The sequence below is a fragment of the Mesorhizobium sp. C416B genome (genome assembly GCF_030323165.1).
Classification (GTDB): Bacteria; Pseudomonadota; Alphaproteobacteria; order Rhizobiales; family Rhizobiaceae; genus Mesorhizobium.
On record NZ_CP100471.1, the window covers coordinates 2,399,070 to 2,415,324 of the forward strand.

The 16,255-nt window shown below is 58.2% G+C and carries 11 protein-coding genes; 4 read left to right on the plus strand and 7 right to left on the minus strand.

Annotated features, from left to right (window positions below; genetic code table 11):
• Nucleotides 1-40 precede the first annotated feature (40 nt).
• The 4 genes from NLY43_RS11845 to NLY43_RS11860 form a co-directional block, all read right to left on the minus strand.
• Nucleotides 41-1,930: a hypothetical protein gene (locus tag NLY43_RS11845; RefSeq protein ID WP_023711826.1), complete on the minus strand. Its 1,890-nt coding sequence runs from the start codon at nucleotides 1,928-1,930 to the stop codon at nucleotides 41-43.
• Between the two features lie 10 nt (nucleotides 1,931-1,940).
• On the minus strand, nucleotides 1,941-3,932 hold the full coding sequence (locus tag NLY43_RS11850; protein WP_023711827.1) for a hypothetical protein: 1,992 nt from the start codon (nucleotides 3,930-3,932) through the stop codon (nucleotides 1,941-1,943).
• The gene (locus tag NLY43_RS11855; RefSeq protein WP_245260670.1) at nucleotides 3,929-4,441 is read right to left on the minus strand and encodes a hypothetical protein; all 513 of its coding nucleotides are present in this window, start codon (nucleotides 4,439-4,441) and stop codon (nucleotides 3,929-3,931) included. The genes NLY43_RS11850 and NLY43_RS11855 overlap by 4 nt, the downstream gene beginning before the upstream one ends.
• 313 nt (nucleotides 4,442-4,754) lie before the next feature.
• Nucleotides 4,755-5,237, minus strand: coding sequence for a hypothetical protein (locus NLY43_RS11860; RefSeq protein WP_023711829.1), 483 nt, complete (start codon nucleotides 5,235-5,237; stop codon nucleotides 4,755-4,757).
• A 413-nt stretch (nucleotides 5,238-5,650) separates the two neighbouring features.
• On the opposite strand from NLY43_RS11860, the gene NLY43_RS11865 reads away from it, so the two are divergent.
• The gene (locus NLY43_RS11865) at nucleotides 5,651-6,025 is read left to right on the plus strand and encodes a hypothetical protein (protein WP_245263882.1); all 375 of its coding nucleotides are present in this window, start codon (nucleotides 5,651-5,653) and stop codon (nucleotides 6,023-6,025) included.
• 201 nt (nucleotides 6,026-6,226) lie between these two features.
• Here NLY43_RS11865 and NLY43_RS11870 read toward each other — a convergent pair whose 3' ends face one another.
• Both NLY43_RS11870 and NLY43_RS11875 read right to left on the minus strand, forming a co-directional pair.
• Nucleotides 6,227-7,642 carry a mannose-1-phosphate guanylyltransferase/mannose-6-phosphate isomerase gene (locus tag NLY43_RS11870; RefSeq protein ID WP_023711831.1) on the minus strand — a complete coding sequence of 472 codons (1,416 nt, stop codon included), beginning with the start codon at nucleotides 7,640-7,642 and terminating at the stop codon, nucleotides 6,227-6,229.
• Nucleotides 7,643-7,882: 240 nt separating this feature from the next.
• Nucleotides 7,883-8,869: a nodulation protein NodZ gene (locus tag NLY43_RS11875; protein WP_023711832.1), complete on the minus strand. Its 987-nt coding sequence runs from the start codon at nucleotides 8,867-8,869 to the stop codon at nucleotides 7,883-7,885.
• Between the two features lie 994 nt (nucleotides 8,870-9,863).
• On the opposite strand from NLY43_RS11875, the gene gmd reads away from it, so the two are divergent.
• The 3 genes from gmd to NLY43_RS11890 all read left to right on the plus strand — a co-directional run bounded on the left by gmd (nucleotide 9,864) and on the right by NLY43_RS11890 (nucleotide 13,650).
• The gene (gmd, locus tag NLY43_RS11880; RefSeq protein ID WP_023672397.1) at nucleotides 9,864-10,934 is read left to right on the plus strand and encodes a GDP-mannose 4,6-dehydratase; all 1,071 of its coding nucleotides are present in this window, start codon (nucleotides 9,864-9,866) and stop codon (nucleotides 10,932-10,934) included.
• Nucleotides 10,934-11,878, plus strand: coding sequence for a GDP-L-fucose synthase (gene fcl / locus NLY43_RS11885; RefSeq protein WP_023711833.1), 945 nt, complete (start codon nucleotides 10,934-10,936; stop codon nucleotides 11,876-11,878). The genes gmd and fcl overlap by 1 nt, the downstream gene beginning before the upstream one ends.
• A gap of 350 nt (nucleotides 11,879-12,228) precedes the next feature.
• The gene (locus NLY43_RS11890; protein ID WP_023711834.1) at nucleotides 12,229-13,650 is read left to right on the plus strand and encodes a phosphomannomutase; all 1,422 of its coding nucleotides are present in this window, start codon (nucleotides 12,229-12,231) and stop codon (nucleotides 13,648-13,650) included.
• A gap of 186 nt (nucleotides 13,651-13,836) precedes the next feature.
• On the opposite strand, the gene NLY43_RS11895 is transcribed toward NLY43_RS11890, so the two are convergent.
• Nucleotides 13,837-16,233, minus strand: coding sequence for a transketolase (locus NLY43_RS11895; protein WP_023711835.1), 2,397 nt, complete (start codon nucleotides 16,231-16,233; stop codon nucleotides 13,837-13,839).
• Between the last annotated feature and the right edge of the window lie 22 nt (nucleotides 16,234-16,255).

Here is a 16,255-nt window from a genome sequence, read left to right on the forward strand (position 1 = left end):
GCCTTCACTGGTATCGGTATGCGTCAAAGGAAAGCTAACATTACCGCAGTTCATGCGGCGTCTTGCGATTGGCTTGAATTCTGGCCACCACAATATGGTATTTTACCTTAGATCCATCCGGCACCTTTTGCTCCACACTGATCTGTTCGGAAATGTGCGGTTGATGGCCTTTCCGATCCGTGAGATCTAGCACCAGGAGGAAACCGAAACAGACACCGGTCGTCAGATAGCCCGTCGCCTGGCCGGCATACCGCTCCGCAAGTTCCGCATTGTTGAGCACGTTGTCGTCCCTCTTCACCTCCACGATCGACTTGACGCCACGATATTCGAGAGCGATGTCAGCGCGACCGCCACCGGAGTCACGGGCTTCGGCTCGGAACGACGGTGCGTCCGACATCGTGAGGAACTTCAGGAAATCTAGTTGAAGGTCGTGTTCGACCGGCAGATCGGCGCCGCGCCGAAACACGTACTCAGCAGACGGGTCGGTACTTCTGCCAACGTTGGCGCGAAAATCGAGAAAACGCACAATGAGCGTACACATGTGTTCCAGCAGCGCTCGGGGATGGTCGCGCTGGTAATCGGGATTGTCCGAGAGCTTCTCAATAACGGCGGCCCACAGCTCTGCCACTTGCCGATTGCGATCCATCCCCACGTCGAACTGCGCTGCGGTCATGGCGGCTGTAGCTGCGTCGAGGCCGGCTTTCTTGAGGACATCGACCAGCCAGCCTTCAGTCGATTCGTCAAAAGGGCTGCGATGGATAGCTCCGGCCAGTGAATGTTGCACCGTGTCGCGTAGTTGTCCGACATTCGGAGCGAGATCGCTATCAACGTTCTCGGCGAGCCATTGATTTAAGGTCTGCAGATAGTATCGCCGCTTCTGCAGCGATTGGACGAGTGCCTTTCGTCCGAGAATATCGGCGCCGTGGCCATCGGATCGAGAGAACACGCTCTCACTCGCAAAAAAGATCGATAGCAACTCGTCCTCGATCACAATGGCCGCTTGCAGCCAGGTGTCCTTTGTGAACGTGTGAGCAGCCATGGCTAACTTCGTGGCCATCGACAGCCAGTGAAAACGCTCGCGCGATGGCGCCCCGAGCCATGACTGGGCGGAGTGGCGATCGACGGCAAAGGCTGAGTACTCGATGGCTGCCCTACGAAGTTTAGGCAAATCCAACGCAAGATCGGAGTGCAGTCCTCTGTTCTGCACATCGATCAGAACAGACGTACAGATATCATACAGCGCAGCATCCGAACGTCCTTCGCTCGCCGCCAGGGAACGGCGAAACCAACCCTGCGCCGCCGTCAAGGCTGACATGAGCGCGTCCTGCGTTCTGGCCAGCAACCCGTCTTGCAAGCGATCAAGTCCGAGCTCAAGGGTAGCTTCGTCTGCTGCCTCGCCCACATGCGCCAGGTTGGAGAGAAGGTCTCGGAAGTCGTCATCGGGGTATCGACGCAGAATGGTGCCCGTGACCTTGGCGACGTGACGCAGATAGGCCCCGTCGTCGTCTGTCGTGACGTCCAGAAGATACGACTGCAGGCGCCTGACCAAACTGTGGTCGCCCTGCACTACGACAAGCGCGCCGCGCAACGCCTGCGATCGCATCCAGCTATGTTCAGACCGGGGCTCGAAACGGCGGCGGAAGATTTCCCACGCACTGCGCCCGAGAGCCTGCGGTATTGTGGGCAGTTCGTCGAGGCAGTCGACCATTTCCGCAACAGAGGTGGCGTCATCCTCTCGCTCGAGTATCCGCAGCAGCGCGCGCTGAACGGCGGCCGCGGTCACCCAGCGGGTCATCCAGCAGAACGCGTCTGCGCGCGCAGTTTCGGAAGACAGGGCCTCAATCGCGGCCAGCAATTCGTTCTCTTGAGCCGTTCCCGGGTCTAGGATGGGCGTGCCTTCCGTCGTCAGGAGCTCGAATCTGTCTTCCATCGCCGACCACTCAGAAGAGGTACTTATCCCCCTTAGCGTGTAGCCGATGATCAATAGACACAACCGCCTCCACCGCGCTGCGAGCAATGGTGCCGAGAATGATCTGAACGCCTCCGATGTCCTTCGCAGCAGAGGCAACGCTGTCCAGCATCTGCTCGAAGTCCTCGTTCACGACCTCTTCCGACGCAGGCGAGTCGATAATCAGCAAGCCTGGATGCCGGCCATGCCCGCGACGCTTGGCCACCTCCACAGCCGCCAGCGAGGTCGCGATCTTAATGCGCAATTTCTCGCCCATCGTAAGGTTGCTGAAATAGATATCGGCGCCGCCTTGGTGGACCTTCAGCCTCCCACCGCCGTCGAGGTGCATGCTGGTGATGTGGGAAACACCGAACTTCTTCGTGAGGGACATCACCGAATCAGCGATCTCTGTCAGAACGTCCGACTGCATAGAGGTCATCAGCGTCTTACTGGCGTCAGTAGCGGCACGAAGGATCTTGAGTTCGCTCTGCGTCTCGGTGTCGTCGTTGGCAGGCGATTGCAGTGAGGCGACCAGTTCCCGAAGCTGCTCGGCCCGGGCCTCCAACTGCACAACGATGAGTTCGGGGTCGGTCGGCAACGTTGAGATGGCGTCCTGAAGGTTTCGCATCCTGTTCATTCCGGTGCGGAGGCGTTCGGTCGCCTCCCTTGCTGTCTTCTCGCTGGCTTTGAACTTGGCTTTGGCGATCTGGAGCGACGAAGCCAGTTCCTCAACCAGGATCTGCGCGTACTGGATGCGATCGCTATCCAGATCGTTTTCGTGGACCGGCAAGTCGTTCTTGCACAAGGCGCAGGTGTTGTGGTCTGCGTGCTGAACCGCAGGCGCGGCCTCCTCGAACGCTGCCTCGCAGGCAGGGCAGCAAGTCGGGTTGAGCTGACGGAACGAGTATCCTGCCGACCGCTCGTCCTCGAGCTGCTTGAGCCTTCGCCGCGCGTCGTCGTAGCTGACTGTGACGGCCGCGACGGTCGCCGTGTCCGTCTCTAAGGCTATTCGAGCGGTCTCGACCACCTTCCTATCGGTCACGGTCTCCTCATCGAGGCGCGCCAGTTCCAGCCTTTTTGCGCTGCGGTCATCGGTGCCACGAGCCTCCTTCGCTTTGGCGAGTTGGCCCTCAACCTCGATAAGCCTGCTATCGAGCACTACGCTCACGCCAGAATGGTTCGGCCTATCGGCCAGTGCCTGCTCGAGCTGCTTCTGCGCGGTTAACGCAGCACTATAGGTAGAGACCCACGGCAACCCTATGAACAGTTGGAGCAGGCGAAGCGGGAGCCCGTCTATGGGCAGATCGCCGAACAGTGCCTTCGGCTCAGTAGAACTCGACAGGAAGAACGTCGAAGCTATCAGAGGCCAGCCATGGGGATGACCGCCGGTGTTCTTGTTGTGGGCATAAATCACCGGGAAATCTAGTTCTTCCATCATCAGGTGCTCGGTCTGAGACTTCAGCCCGTCTCCAGCGTCACCTTCATAGAGCGTGATCCACTGACCGTCGCTGACACTCCGGCTCAGCGTGGCCTTGCCCTCCGCCGCCTTCTCCTCGCCGGCAGGCTTGCGCAGCTCCATGCGATGCAGGACTTCATCGACACAATACCGGACTTCGATGGTTTCCAGCCACTTCCAAACGTCGGGCTTCACCCGACCGGGAAAGTCGCCGCGGATAGCTGCGTTGAGTAGGTGCAGGATGGATGACTTTCCTCGCAGATTGCGCTCGGACATCACGGCCCAGATGCCGATCCCTAGGTCTGACCAGGACAGATGAAACGGTCCGTCGCGCTCGGATTCGGCTCGAACACCCGTCAACTTGATGCCGTCGAAGCGAAGGCTCTTGGCGCGCGGCGGAGTAGTCTGCGCGCGAATGCCATACTTGAGCAACGCGCTTCGAACATCCGACTCCGGACTGGTGCTATCCTCGGCTATGGCTCTTATCCAGCCGTACTCGGTCGACTCGATGATCCGTTCCTTGCTCATGGTTCCAATCCGGCGAATTTGGTCAGACGCTGTTCGACCTGCTCTTGGATAGTCGGTATCACGTCGCCCTGGATGGTGCTTCCATATTGCGGGTGCTCATACTGCCATTCCTTTAGGGCGGAGCCGCTCTTGCCGCTGGCGACTCGCATTACCAACGCTAATCGGTCGCGATACCACGCCAACTCCGGGTAATCCTGAACGCACTTTTCCAGAAACGAGATCGCCTTTGGTAATATAAGGTACTCGTACCGACGAATTTTGCCGTCGTCACCGGCGAGTTGCATCGGTCTCGCTAAGCCGTAGTAGCTCAGCATTGCAAGGGCGTCCTCGACGTTCTGATAGGCGCCGTGCCGCCAGCGGACCATCCGCACCAGTCTGATGGAAGGCTCGTCGTTGATGAAGATGCGCTGAACTGCCTCTAGCAGTTCGGGTTCGCGGGTCTCCTCATAGAGATCCAGCAGGGCGTCACCCAAATAGTCAGGATAACGGACGAGGAAGTCCATTGCCATCAAGCGCTTCTCAGCTCGAAAAACGCTCACGACCTCCTCTGTAGGCCTGTCGACATCTTCACTTCCCGCAACCAAGATGAAAAGCAGCCTGAGCGCGTCGCGATGTCTATAGCTCGGCTCAAGCGATATTCGGAAAGGCGTCCCAGCTTCACCCTCTGGCCCCTTTCCTTCGACGTAAACATCCATATCAGAAGTGCCCCCCAACGCAGGGACCACGATATCTCAAACGGTTTAATTCCGCTAATCTGGTCAGGCACTACTTCGGCGTATTCTGAAGTAGGTGAGGAAATGGTGGAAATAGCGACATCGGCTATCATGCCGGTTCGGCTACGGTTCTTTCAGACCTCTCGATTTGCGCTTCAATTTTCGCCCGGGTGGTTTTGGTGGCAAGGTACTCAACCAATTCTGCAGCGTGGTTTTCGCAGCCCTTTGCCTGCTTTCGAAGAAGCGAGACGTGGTCAGAAAGTTCTTCCGTTGTGCAGAGGCCTATTGGAACCAGAGACCGTTCGCCGTTCCGAAGCACAGGATACGATTTGACTAAGCGAGTATGGCCAGGAAGGACCATCTGAGGGGACGCAGGATCGTCGCTCATGCCCACGCGCTTCAACATACGTGTAACGACACCCACAAGTTCTTTCTTGGCAAATGCTCTGTAGAAGTCGGCATGCGGGCCTGTCAGAGGTTTACTTTTGAATATCTCCTCAACGATCTCGCTTGGCTGCGCGATCTGGCCAGCCTCCATCCGTTGCCCGATGAGTTTATGCAGCTCAGACAGAAGCGCAGAGTCTTTGGCCATGACTTCTATCCCATCAATTGTTGAATGGTGAAGCTGGTAAAGCCTAAACGGCCGTCAATCCGTTCGTAGGGCCACAGCATCCAAACTAGACGTGAATCACTGGTAAGTTGAGTGGGCATCATCCGCCGATTCTAAGATTTGTCAAAGTCGTTGTCCTGACTTTGTTCGAATTTGCAGGTGACACGACACAGGCGAACCTCAGGCGGCTGCCGGGACAATGCCGCAACTGATAGATCGCCGGCCACGAAGCTATCGAACTCTCAAACCTGCAGCGCTACGTGTTGGCAGGTCAGGCGGAGGTCGGCCTCTCTAAGGCGGCCCTTGCAACCAACGCCCTTCGGTCCACCGCCCTTGATGCTCCACCGCTTGTGCGGGCCCCCGTCAATTCCTTCGTAGCTCGGGTGGCTACGGCGATGGCTGTGCCGTTTGGGCCGCTCGCCGCGTTTGTTGGCCAGCCCCTCCGTTCCTTTTATCAGCAGGCTATCTGCGGCGGGTTCCAGCTTAGCGATGGAAGTCGTCTCGTTCGAACCGTGGTTCCGATGGCCTTTCAATCAGCGCTTGCCGGGATCATGCTTGCCGCAGACCTGGTCAAGCATAGTGCGGGTTTTCCGATGAGTCCGACGACCAGCACTCGCGTGAATCTACTGCGCCCCCTTGGTTCTTACCTCCATGATCCGAAAGCCAAAGATTCCAGCGGCCGCTGCATCTGCAGCGATGAGGATTTCGTTGCCGCCTACAGGCTGAAATACGGCTGTGCCGTTGAACAGCTGAGCAACGGGTCCGCCTAAAAAGATCTGAAGTCTTCGTTACCGCGGACGGCGCGCTGTCAAGCGCTCACCGATGTTTTCGACCAGGATCGAGTGCCTGATGAGAGTGCGGGGCGGATACTATGACACGCTCGGCCCGCTGCTTTGTCAATGTTAGGCCCAGAACCCACGACAGAGATCCTTGAGCGACGGCTCGCCGTTTAACGTTTTTTGTACTGTTATCTACGTTCGACCATATTCGTCGTCGAAGCGAACGATATCATCCTCGGCGAGATAATCGCCGCTCTGCACTTCAATGATAACCAGGTCAATTCTGCCTGGGTTCTCGAGCCGATGCTTATGGCCGCAGGGGATGTAAGTAGATTCGTTTGTCCCCAGGAACAACTCCTGCTCGCCATTGACGATTTTGGCGGAGCCGCTGACCACGACCCAGTGCTCCGAACGATGATAGTGCATCTGCAGGCTCAACTGGCGACCGGGCTTCACCTCGATGCGTTTGATCTTGAAGCGCTCGCCTTCCTCCAGAACCGTATAGGTACCCCAGGGCCGGTGTACCGTGCTATGGACCAGATGAGCTTCATGTCCCGAAGCCTTGAGGCCCTCGAAGAGCTTCTTAACGTCCTGAACGCGGTCGCGGGATGTGACAAGCAAAGCGTCCGGGGAATCCACGATCACCAGATCGCTTACGCCCACCGTGCCGATGACGCGCTTGTCGGAGCTCACATATGTGCCGGTCGTGTCGACCATGTGCACATCGCCGCGTATCCTGTTCCCGCTTTCGTCGGGGGCGATCAAATCGGCCATTGCGTTCCAAGATCCGATGTCGTTCCAATCCATGTCGCAGGGAATCACGGCAAGTCTGTTAGTCTTCTCCATGACAGCGTGGTCGAGCGAGATTCGCGGCGCGGAACCGAAATGCTCAGGCGCGAGTTCGATTTTGGCAAAGCCTTGGCATTGACTGGCGCGGCCGTTCTCATAGCTGTCGGCGACGGCCTGGAGCACCTCGGGACAATGCAAAACCATCTCGTCGAGCATGGTTTGCGCACTGAAGCAGAAGATGCCGGCGTTCCAGAAGAAGCGTTGAGACGCGACATAGGCTTTGGCTGTCTCCAGATTCGGTTTTTCAACGAAACGGACGACGTTCTCACCATCTGCTTCGATGTAGCCGAATGCGGTGTCCGGTCTGGTTGGGGTGACGCCCAATGTGGCGATCCGCCCGAGCTTCGCATGTTCCATGGCCAGGCCCATGACGTCTAGAAACGCAGGCAGGTTGCTAATCAGGTGATCGGCCGGGAAGACGCACAGGATCGCGTCAGGGCCTTGCGTTGCCCTCGCATGGATCGCGGCTGCAGCCACGGCGGCGGCCGTATCCCGAGCTTCGGGCTCGAGCAGAAAGGTGCGTGGCAGGACCACGGAATCCAGTTCGTCAAATTCGTCCTTGGTCAGGAAGAGGTGGTCCCCGGATGTCACAGCGACGAGTTCCACGACACCTTCTATCGAAGCGGCGCGCAGCACAGTCTGCTGAATGAGAGAATATCCATCCGCCACTTTGAGGAAAGGTTTGGGGTGCGATTGCCTTGAGGCGGGCCATAGCCGCGATCCGGCTCCGCCGCTGATGATCACGGGAATGACTTTCATAACCAACCTCAATTTCGTCTCTGGAGTGATCGCCCGCGTTCTTTCGAGCGTCAGCGTCACGATCGCCGTCGCTCTGGCTTGTCTGCGGCCCCCGCGTAACAGCGAAGTTCTGGCGCGTTGCAGGCGGCGTCAGATGACGACGGTATCGGTAATGTACGACGCCTCCACTGGCGTCGGTGAGAAATGCGCATTCAACTATGCCTGTTGGTTGCGTCTGCCGAATTGCGCAGGTGGCGGGTCTTAACTGAGATCAGAGACTTGGCTGCCTTCTATCAAAGTCAAACGACTTGGCTCTTTCAGATCGAATTCAATTACCCGTGGTGCGAAAAGGCGTGCATATCGTGTAAAGGCGCTCGTCGGGGGAAACCGAATTACGGTATCGCAGCGCCCGAGAAGATACATCTCAACGAGGGCGGAAATTCCGCCGTCAATCCCGAGTGCTGCAGTGTGTAAGGGGCCACCTTGATTGGATCCGAAGTGCTTCGGGACAGTGAGCAGATCGGGAAACCTGGCCGACAGAAGATCCAGTATCCGCGCGCTGTCCGTGCATAAGAACAGCCGCACAGGCCTGGGGTGCGGTAACGCCTTAGCCTTGTCAATTGCAGCGCACACTTGCCGAACGGCGAGCTCCGGATCGGCCCAGTAGGGCGCATGCTCCATGATGTCTTCACCGTTACCGTGCCGAACATGAATCCCGATGATGCTGTGCCCCTCAAAACATTCCTGATAAATGGCATCTATGCGGGCTTGAATTTCTGGCCGAGGCTGGACACTCTGGAACACCTGCCGCTCTGCATCCTCATCGCACCGCCACATCAGACAAGCGTCACACACTACTGTGTTCGCTTCGACATCGTGTTCGGCCTGAAAGAGCTCGCCCAACTCGTCGCGCTCTTGGAAAATCTGCTCATCTGGCCGGTAAAGGCACTCGATCGCCGGCCTGTTCCACCACTCCGGGAAGAATGGACCAGGGAAGGAAACGTCGTTGATCCGGTCGTCGGAAATAGCCGGCACGCCAGCGATGTCATTGATCGGCTGGAAGAACACCGGAAACGCATTTGTGAAGGGTTGGTCGAGGTAGCAGGCCCCCCGCCAGTCGATGACTAGAGTTCGTCCCGACCGCTGCGCGTAGCGCCAAGCGGCCGCCAATGACCACAGACAATCACCGAACCCCGTACGCCTCCGAGAGACGACGAACCGGCGCTTTTCCAATCCACTAACATGCATTTTCGGAAATCTCGTTTCGGAGAGGAGGTTGCATCCGGTTTGGAATCCTTAGTCGACACTAGTAGACCCTGACGCCGGGCCCTTGGCAGAGGCCGGGCCATAGGGCAGAAGAGCAACTCAGCACTGCCCACTAATCCCGTGACGCTCGCAAAGCTTGAAGCCGATGCCCTCGCTTGGGGTTGCCCTCGCTTCCGGTTCAGCCTTCTCTACTGGGCCTCCGCCGCATATGTAAAATCTATTGAGTGGATGCCGGCCATCCATGTGTTGGATGCCATGATGAAGGGGCTCGGCTGACGCGGGCCCGGTCAATAGAGCCGAAACAGCCGGAAACGCTACGACACTGCCTGCCGAAGCAAATCATTCCGTCGACGCCGTACGCCAAGGGTGCAAGGCTGCATACAGCAACCGGTACCGGGCGAGATGAGGTCGATGGCTCGACGCGCCTGGAACCAGCTGATCGACACAATCCGCAGTCGGCTCCCAAAGTTCTGCACGACCTGTGCCGGATGCTGTGGTGACGCTCGCGGCCACGAACTTTGTCCTCGCCCCGAACGGAAGCTCGCGCTACGACTCCGGGCCGGCGATGCGCCCCCGCTGCTCGCTCAGACCATCCATTCTGTGGATGCACTTTATCCAAACAATCGATTTCACGGATCCAAACAATTCCCATTAGAAGACGCTGAAGCAAGAAAGAAAGGCGTCCTCACTCGCTGATAGAAGAGCAAATCAGCTGCAAGGTGCTGGGAGTACATGTCGCTCAGGGCGTGAGCTGAGCGGCACTCAGACCGCATGTATGAGTCCGACAGGTTAGCGGCGCGATTCTATTTTTGCTCGTGACTCTAAGCAGAGCAGGTGTGCTCGGCTGGCGGATCGTCAATGACGATCTTCGCGCCGCATCTGTCGAAGTGCTCCATAGGGCACGGGGCGGGCCGCACATTGTGTCGGCGTGGCGAGCCGGAGCCGAAAGTTTAAACTCTAATTGAGCAGGAATAGAATGGGTGATAGCAGGAAAGTTGCTCTTATTACGGGCATAACTGGACAGGATGGTGCCTATCTTGCCCGTCTTCTTCTCAAAAAAGACTACATCGTTCATGGGATTAAGCGACGTTCCTCTTCCTTCAACACCGGTCGTATCGAAGACCTCTACCAAGACCCGCACGAATCCGATCCGCGCTTAATCTTGCATTACGGTGATCTCACTGATTCGACTAACCTCATCCGCGTGGTTCAGGAATCTCAGCCAGACGAAATTTACAACTTGGCTGCTCAGAGCCATGTCCAGGTGTCGTTCGAAACACCTGAGTACACAGCAAACGCGGACGGTATCGGTACATTGCGACTTCTTGAGGCGATTCGCCTCCTCGGTCTGACGGACAAGACCCGCTTCTATCAAGCCTCGACGTCAGAGCTATACGGCCTCGTGCAGTCCGTACCGCAGAACGAAACGACGCCCTTTTATCCGCGCAGCCCTTACGCCGCCGCCAAGCTCTACGCCTACTGGATGGTCGTCAATTATCGCGAGGGCTATGGTATGCACGCTTCCAACGGCATTCTTTTTAATCACGAAAGCCCCCTTCGTGGCGAAACTTTTGTGACGCGCAAGATCACCCGCGCTGCCGCTGCTATTTACCTGGGCAAGCAGGACAAGCTTTATCTCGGCAATCTCGATGCTCAACGCGATTGGGGCCATGCGCGTGAGTACGTGCGAGGTATGTGGATGATGATGCAGCAGGATCAACCGGATGATTACGTGCTGGCTACGGGCAAAACGACTCCTGTCCGCCAATTCGTCGAGTGGGCTTTCGAAGATGTCGGCGTCGAGATCGAATGGCGTGGCAAGGGTGTCGACGAAAAAGGCTATGATCTAGCGAGCGGCAGATGCCTAGTCCAAGTGGACCCACGCTACTTCCGCCCCACGGAAGTCGATCTTCTCCTGGGTGACGCTACCAAGGCGAAGGAGAAGCTCGGCTGGGTGCATGAGATATCCGTGCGCGACCTTGCTGCGGAAATGGTCCGCGAAGACCTGAAGGTCATGCAGACATCTGTAGTCATGAAGGAAGCGTAATGTATGATCTGAACGGAAAAACCGTGTGGGTCGCTGGCCACAAAGGTATGGTGGGCAGCGCTGTTGTACGCCGACTCGCGTCTGAAGACTGCAAAGTTGTGGCCGCCCCTCGGGGAGAGCTAGATCTCAAGCGACAGACCGAGGTTGAAAACTTCGTGGCAGTGATGAAACCGGACGCTATCATTATGGCGGCGGCAAAGGTAGGCGGCATTCTCGCGAACGCCACCTATCCGGTCGACTTTCTTTACGACAATCTGATGATCGAGGCCAATATCTTCGCGGCAGCCCACGAAAACAATGTCGACCGCGTCCTCTTCCTCGGCTCGTCTTGCATCTATCCGAAGATGGCACCACAGCCCATTCCTGAAAGCGCGCTTTTGACCGGCCCACTAGAGCGCACCAACGAATGCTACGCCGTCGCCAAGATCACCGGCATCAAAATGGCTCAAGCCTATCGCAAGCAATATGGCCGCGATTACATCTCCGCTATGCCGACGAATCTCTACGGGCCAGGCGACAATTATGACTTGCAGTCAGGCCACGTCGTCCCAGCGCTGATCCGGAAAGCGCATGAAGCTAAGCTCATAAGTGATAAGCAAATCACCATCTGGGGCACGGGCACACCACGTCGGGAATTCATGCACGTCGATGACTGCGCCGACGCATTAGTCTTCCTTCTGAAGAACTACTCTGACCATGATCACGTCAATCTCGGCTGCGGACAGGACATCACGATCCTAGAGCTGACAAGAATGATCTGCCGTGTAGTCGGATTTACTGGGGAGATTGCGCATGATTACTCTAGACCTGACGGTACACCGCGAAAGCTGATGAGCGTCGACAAGCTGCGCACTTTGGGATGGGCAGCAAAGATCACTCTCATGGAAGGCATCGAGAGTGCCTATCATGCATTTCTGAACGGGAGCTACACCGAACGGCGATAAATAAAAGGATTTGCTGCGTCTCAGGCCTGTACGCGCTTTCGGGACCCAGAGCTAATGTGGACTGAGACAATCACTCGATGGCGAGCGCTCATGTGAGCCAGCCGCGAGGAGCCCTGCCGGATCTCAACCCCATCCGCTCCAACCTCGTCGCCATGAAGGTCACGGTGCGCTGCCCACGACGACGCCGACCGCGCCAATCCTCACAAGGGTAACCGTACAGAACCGAACGCGTCTACGCTAACGGAATGTACTTCTTGTTCTCGTCCGAGGGATCTGTCGATGGGCATTCCGGACGAGCCAAGGTTTGAGCATGTCACCTTTAAAAACCAGTTAGCAACGTCGGATTTGGTATGAAATTCGGAACAAGTGGATTACGGGGCCTAGCGACAGAATTGGCAGGAGCCGCCTCTGCCCTATATGCAACGGCATTCGCGACATTCCTGCTGGAATCCGGCCTGGCCAGAATTGGCGACGAGATACTCATAGGGCGCGACTTTCGCGCCTCGAGTCCGGCCATCGCCGCCGTCTGTGCGGCGGCACTGTCGGCGCTCGGCTTCATCGTAATCGATTGCGGCGCAGTCCCCACCCCTGCCCTGGCACTGTATGCTCAGGCGCGTAAGAGTGGTTGTTTGATGATCACAGGCTCGCACATTCCGGCCGACCGTAATGGAATAAAATTCTATCGACCCGACGGTGAGATCGACAAAGGTGATGAGCGGGAGATAACGCGCATCGCCTTGCAGTTGGAGAAGCACGGATACGTCCTTGAAGGTGCTGTTGCACGTCGGCAGCACCGGGAGGCCGAATGCAAGGCCTTTTTCATGGCGCGCAATCGAAAGCTTATGGAGAATAATGCTCTAAAGGGCTTAACGGTGGGCGTATATCAGCACAGCACAGTCGCGCGCGATCTCTTGGTTGACATTCTCTCATGTCACTGTGCGACGGTCGTAACCCTGGGACGTTCGGAAGGTTTCATTCCTGTCGACACTGAAGCGGTCCCTGTCGAGACTGCTCAACAGTTCAAGCTCTGGGCCAAAGAGCATCGACTTGATGCGATCGTCTCGGCAGATGGCGATGGTGACCGCCCACTGGTAGTTGACGACCACGGAGACCCCCTTCGTGGTGATTTGTTAGGCCTGGTTACGGCGAACTTCCTGCAAGCGAAGACGGTCGTCACGCCGGTCACATCAAACTCTGGTATCGAGACCGCAGGTTCTTTCAAAGTTGTACGTACTAAGGTTGGATCGCCATTTGTTATTGCTGCCATGCTCGATTTGGTTGCGTTGGGTCACGAGCGCGTGGTTGGTTTCGAAGCAAACGGTGGTTTTTTGACCGGCACGGACTTTGACCCGAACGGAACTAAACTGCCAGCGCTACCCACACGCGACAGTTTTCTCCCCATCCTTGCGGCACTTTCCCTTGTTAATACAAGTGGGCAGCCACTGTCGGAGATTGGCAGTTCCTTTCAATTGCCAGCGGCGGTGGCGGATCGCTTGGAAAATTTTTCCGTCGAAAGCAGCACTCGCCTCATGACATACCTTCGTACAGCGGAAACTAACATCGCCGCCTTCGTCGGGTCGATTGGAGTGGTAAGCAAGGTTAGCGATGTTGACGGGCTTCGTATCACTCTCGCGGATAAGCGTGTCTTGCATTTGCGTCCATCCGGAAATGCCCCGGAAATGCGGTGCTACGTCGAAGCCGAAAATCGGGAGGACGCGGAGCTTTTGCTCCGGACTGGACTGGATCGAATTCGTAATTGGACGCAAGGCTAAATAAAAGCCGCCTCCCTGCGTATTCCAGGTGACCCTGGGGGTCGCACGAGCTACTCTAGCGCGATCAGAACGTCCACAGTGTCCCTGGCAGCTGTCGCTTTGAAGCGAACCGGAACGCCCGTGGAAATGGCGGGGCGGTGGACGTGAGCCGATCCGTACCGGCCCGAAGCGTCCGGTAGCTCATGGTCAAGGCAGCGCCTTCCGGTAGCGAACAGCCGGTCCCGCACTCACCGCCTGTGCCGCATGTACGATGGCGTTGGTGTCCAGGCCGTGGTGACGGTAGAGGTCCGCAATAGTCCCCGTCTGGCCGAAATGCTCGACCCCGAGCGCCTTCACGCGATGCCCGTTAACCCCACCGAGCCACGCGAGCGTCGCCGGGTGGCCGTCGATCACGGTGACGATGCCGCAGTCACGCGATAGCGGCGCGAGCAGCCGCTCGATATGACTCAGGGCGCCAATCGCGCCACGCTGCCGGGCTCGTTCCGCCGCCTGCCAGCCCGCATTAAGCCGGTCCGCGGAGGTGATCGCGAGCAGCCCGACATCGCGCCGGTCCTCCGCCAGAAGACCCGTCGCGGCAATCGCCTCCGGCGCGACAACGCCTTGGTAAGCAATGACGACACTCGCGTTCGGCCCGGGCGGACGCAGCCAATAGGCGCCATTGACGATGTCCCGCGCGAGCGCCGGTTTCATGTCGCGCAGCGGCTGCTCGAGCGGCCGGGTTGACAGGCGAAGATAGACCGATCCTCCGGTCTGATCACGCAGCCACGTCGTTTCATCCGGATTTCCCTCGCCATTACGTTGCATGTAATCGAAGGCAAAGCGCATGATCACGGACAGTTCGTCGACGAAGGCCGGTTCGAAGGCGCAAAGCCCATCCTGCGCCATGCCGATCAATGGGGTGCCGATCGACTGGTGTGCCCCGCCCTCGGGCGCCAGCGTCACGCCCGAGGGCGTTGCGACCAGCATGAAGCGCGCATCCTGATAGCAGGCGTAGTTTAGCTGGTCGGCCGATCGGTAGATGAAGGGATCATAGACTGTCCCGATCGGCAGTAGGCGCACGCCATTAATCGAGTGCGAGAGACCGAGCGCCCCGAGCATGATCATCAGGTTCGACTCGGCGATCCCGAGCTCGAGGTGCTGCCCCTTCGGCCCAAATTCCCAGGTAAAGGTCGACGGAATGCGTTCGGCCTTGAAGGTGTCCGCCATGGTCTCCCGGGCGAAAAGGCCGCGCCGGTTGACCCAGCCACCGAGATTGGTCGAGACCGTCACATCGGGCGAGGTGGTGACAATGCGGTCGGCAAGCAGACTGCGCTCTCGTGCGATGTCGTTCAGGATCTGGCCGAAGCCCATCTGGGTCGAGAGCGGCTTGCCGGGCTGCCCCGGTGACGGAAGGGTTTCGGGCACCGGCACCGACGGCGCAGACAGCCTCCTACGGCCCTCACTGAAGAACGGCGCCTTTGCGAAGAAGGCGTCAAGTTCCGCTTCCGGCAAGTTGGCGGCCGCCCATTTGTCCCACTCCTCACCCCGCTTTACGCCCATCTGCAGGCGGTAGTCTTCCATCTGCGTGGGCGTCATCTGCCCCGCGTGGTTGTCCTTGTGTCCGGCAAGCGGCAGACCGTAGCCCTTGATGGTGTAACAGATGAAGCAGACGGGACGGTCATGCTTGGACGCCGCCTCGAAGGCTTCGAGGAGGCTCGGCATGTCATGCCCGCCAAGGTTCGTCATCAACGCCTGCAACTCGTCGTCGGAGCGGCGTTCGATCAGAGTGGTTACCCGCCCTTGGTCTCCGATCTCGTCGAGCAGCCGCTTGCGCCAGGCAGCACCCCCTTGGAAGGTCAGCGCCGAATAGAGCTGGTTCGGACAGCGCTCTATCCACTCGAGCAGCTTCTCGCCCCCCGGCTCGGCAAAGGCAGCCTCTTGCAGAGCGCCGTGGCGCAGGACCATCACGTCCCAGCCGAAGTTGCGAAAAATCTGCTCGAACCGCTGCCAGAGGCCCTCCCGGATCACGGCGTCGAGCGACTGGCGATTGTAGTCGACCACCCACCAGCAGTTCCTGAGCCCGTGCTTCCAGCCTTCGATCAGGGCCTCGTAGATGTTGCCCTCATCCATCTCGGCGTCGCCGATCAGGCTGACCATTCGGCCCTCGGCACGCTCCTTCATCCAGCCGTGACCCGAGACGTAGTCCTGCACCAGCGACGAGAACAGCGTCTGAGCAACGCCGAGACCCACCGACCCGGTCGAGAAGTCGACATCGTCGACATCCTTCGTCCGCGAAGGGTAGCTCTGCGCGCCCTTGTAGCCGCGGAAGTTCATGAGCTTTTCGTGAGTCTGGTTGCCCGCCAGATACTGAAGTGCGTGGAAGATCGGCGCCGCATGGGGTTTGACCGCCACCCGATCCTGCGGGCGTAGGACCGAACCGTAGAGCGCGGTCATGATGGTGCTCAGCGACGCGGACGAGGCCTGATGCCCCCCGACCTTGATCTCATCGCCCTCGCGGACGTGGTTGGCGTGGTGGATCGTCCAGGCTGCGAGCCAGGAGACGCAGCGCTCGATCTCGTTCAGATATTCCAGTTTCCTCGTCATTCAGTTTCCCGCAAATAAGCTG

Excerpts from the sequence above, each read along its gene's own strand:
- NLY43_RS11845 (WP_023711826.1), bottom strand. The coding sequence starts at position 1,930 with ATGGAAGACAGATTCGAGCTCCTGACGACGGAAGGCACGCCCATCCTA.
- NLY43_RS11850 (WP_023711827.1), bottom strand. The coding sequence starts at position 3,932 with ATGAGCAAGGAACGGATCATCGAGTCGACCGAGTACGGCTGGATAAGA.
- NLY43_RS11855 (WP_245260670.1), bottom strand. The coding sequence starts at position 4,441 with ATGGCAATGGACTTCCTCGTCCGTTATCCTGACTATTTGGGTGACGCC.
- NLY43_RS11860 (WP_023711829.1), bottom strand. The coding sequence starts at position 5,237 with ATGGCCAAAGACTCTGCGCTTCTGTCTGAGCTGCATAAACTCATCGGG.
- NLY43_RS11865 (WP_245263882.1), top strand. The coding sequence starts at position 5,651 with ATGGCTGTGCCGTTTGGGCCGCTCGCCGCGTTTGTTGGCCAGCCCCTC.
- NLY43_RS11870 (WP_023711831.1), bottom strand. The coding sequence starts at position 7,642 with ATGAAAGTCATTCCCGTGATCATCAGCGGCGGAGCCGGATCGCGGCTA.
- NLY43_RS11875 (WP_023711832.1), bottom strand. The coding sequence starts at position 8,869 with ATGCATGTTAGTGGATTGGAAAAGCGCCGGTTCGTCGTCTCTCGGAGG.
- gmd (WP_023672397.1), top strand. The coding sequence starts at position 9,864 with ATGGGTGATAGCAGGAAAGTTGCTCTTATTACGGGCATAACTGGACAG.
- fcl (WP_023711833.1), top strand. The coding sequence starts at position 10,934 with ATGTATGATCTGAACGGAAAAACCGTGTGGGTCGCTGGCCACAAAGGT.
- NLY43_RS11890 (WP_023711834.1), top strand. The coding sequence starts at position 12,229 with ATGAAATTCGGAACAAGTGGATTACGGGGCCTAGCGACAGAATTGGCA.
- NLY43_RS11895 (WP_023711835.1), bottom strand. The coding sequence starts at position 16,233 with ATGACGAGGAAACTGGAATATCTGAACGAGATCGAGCGCTGCGTCTCC.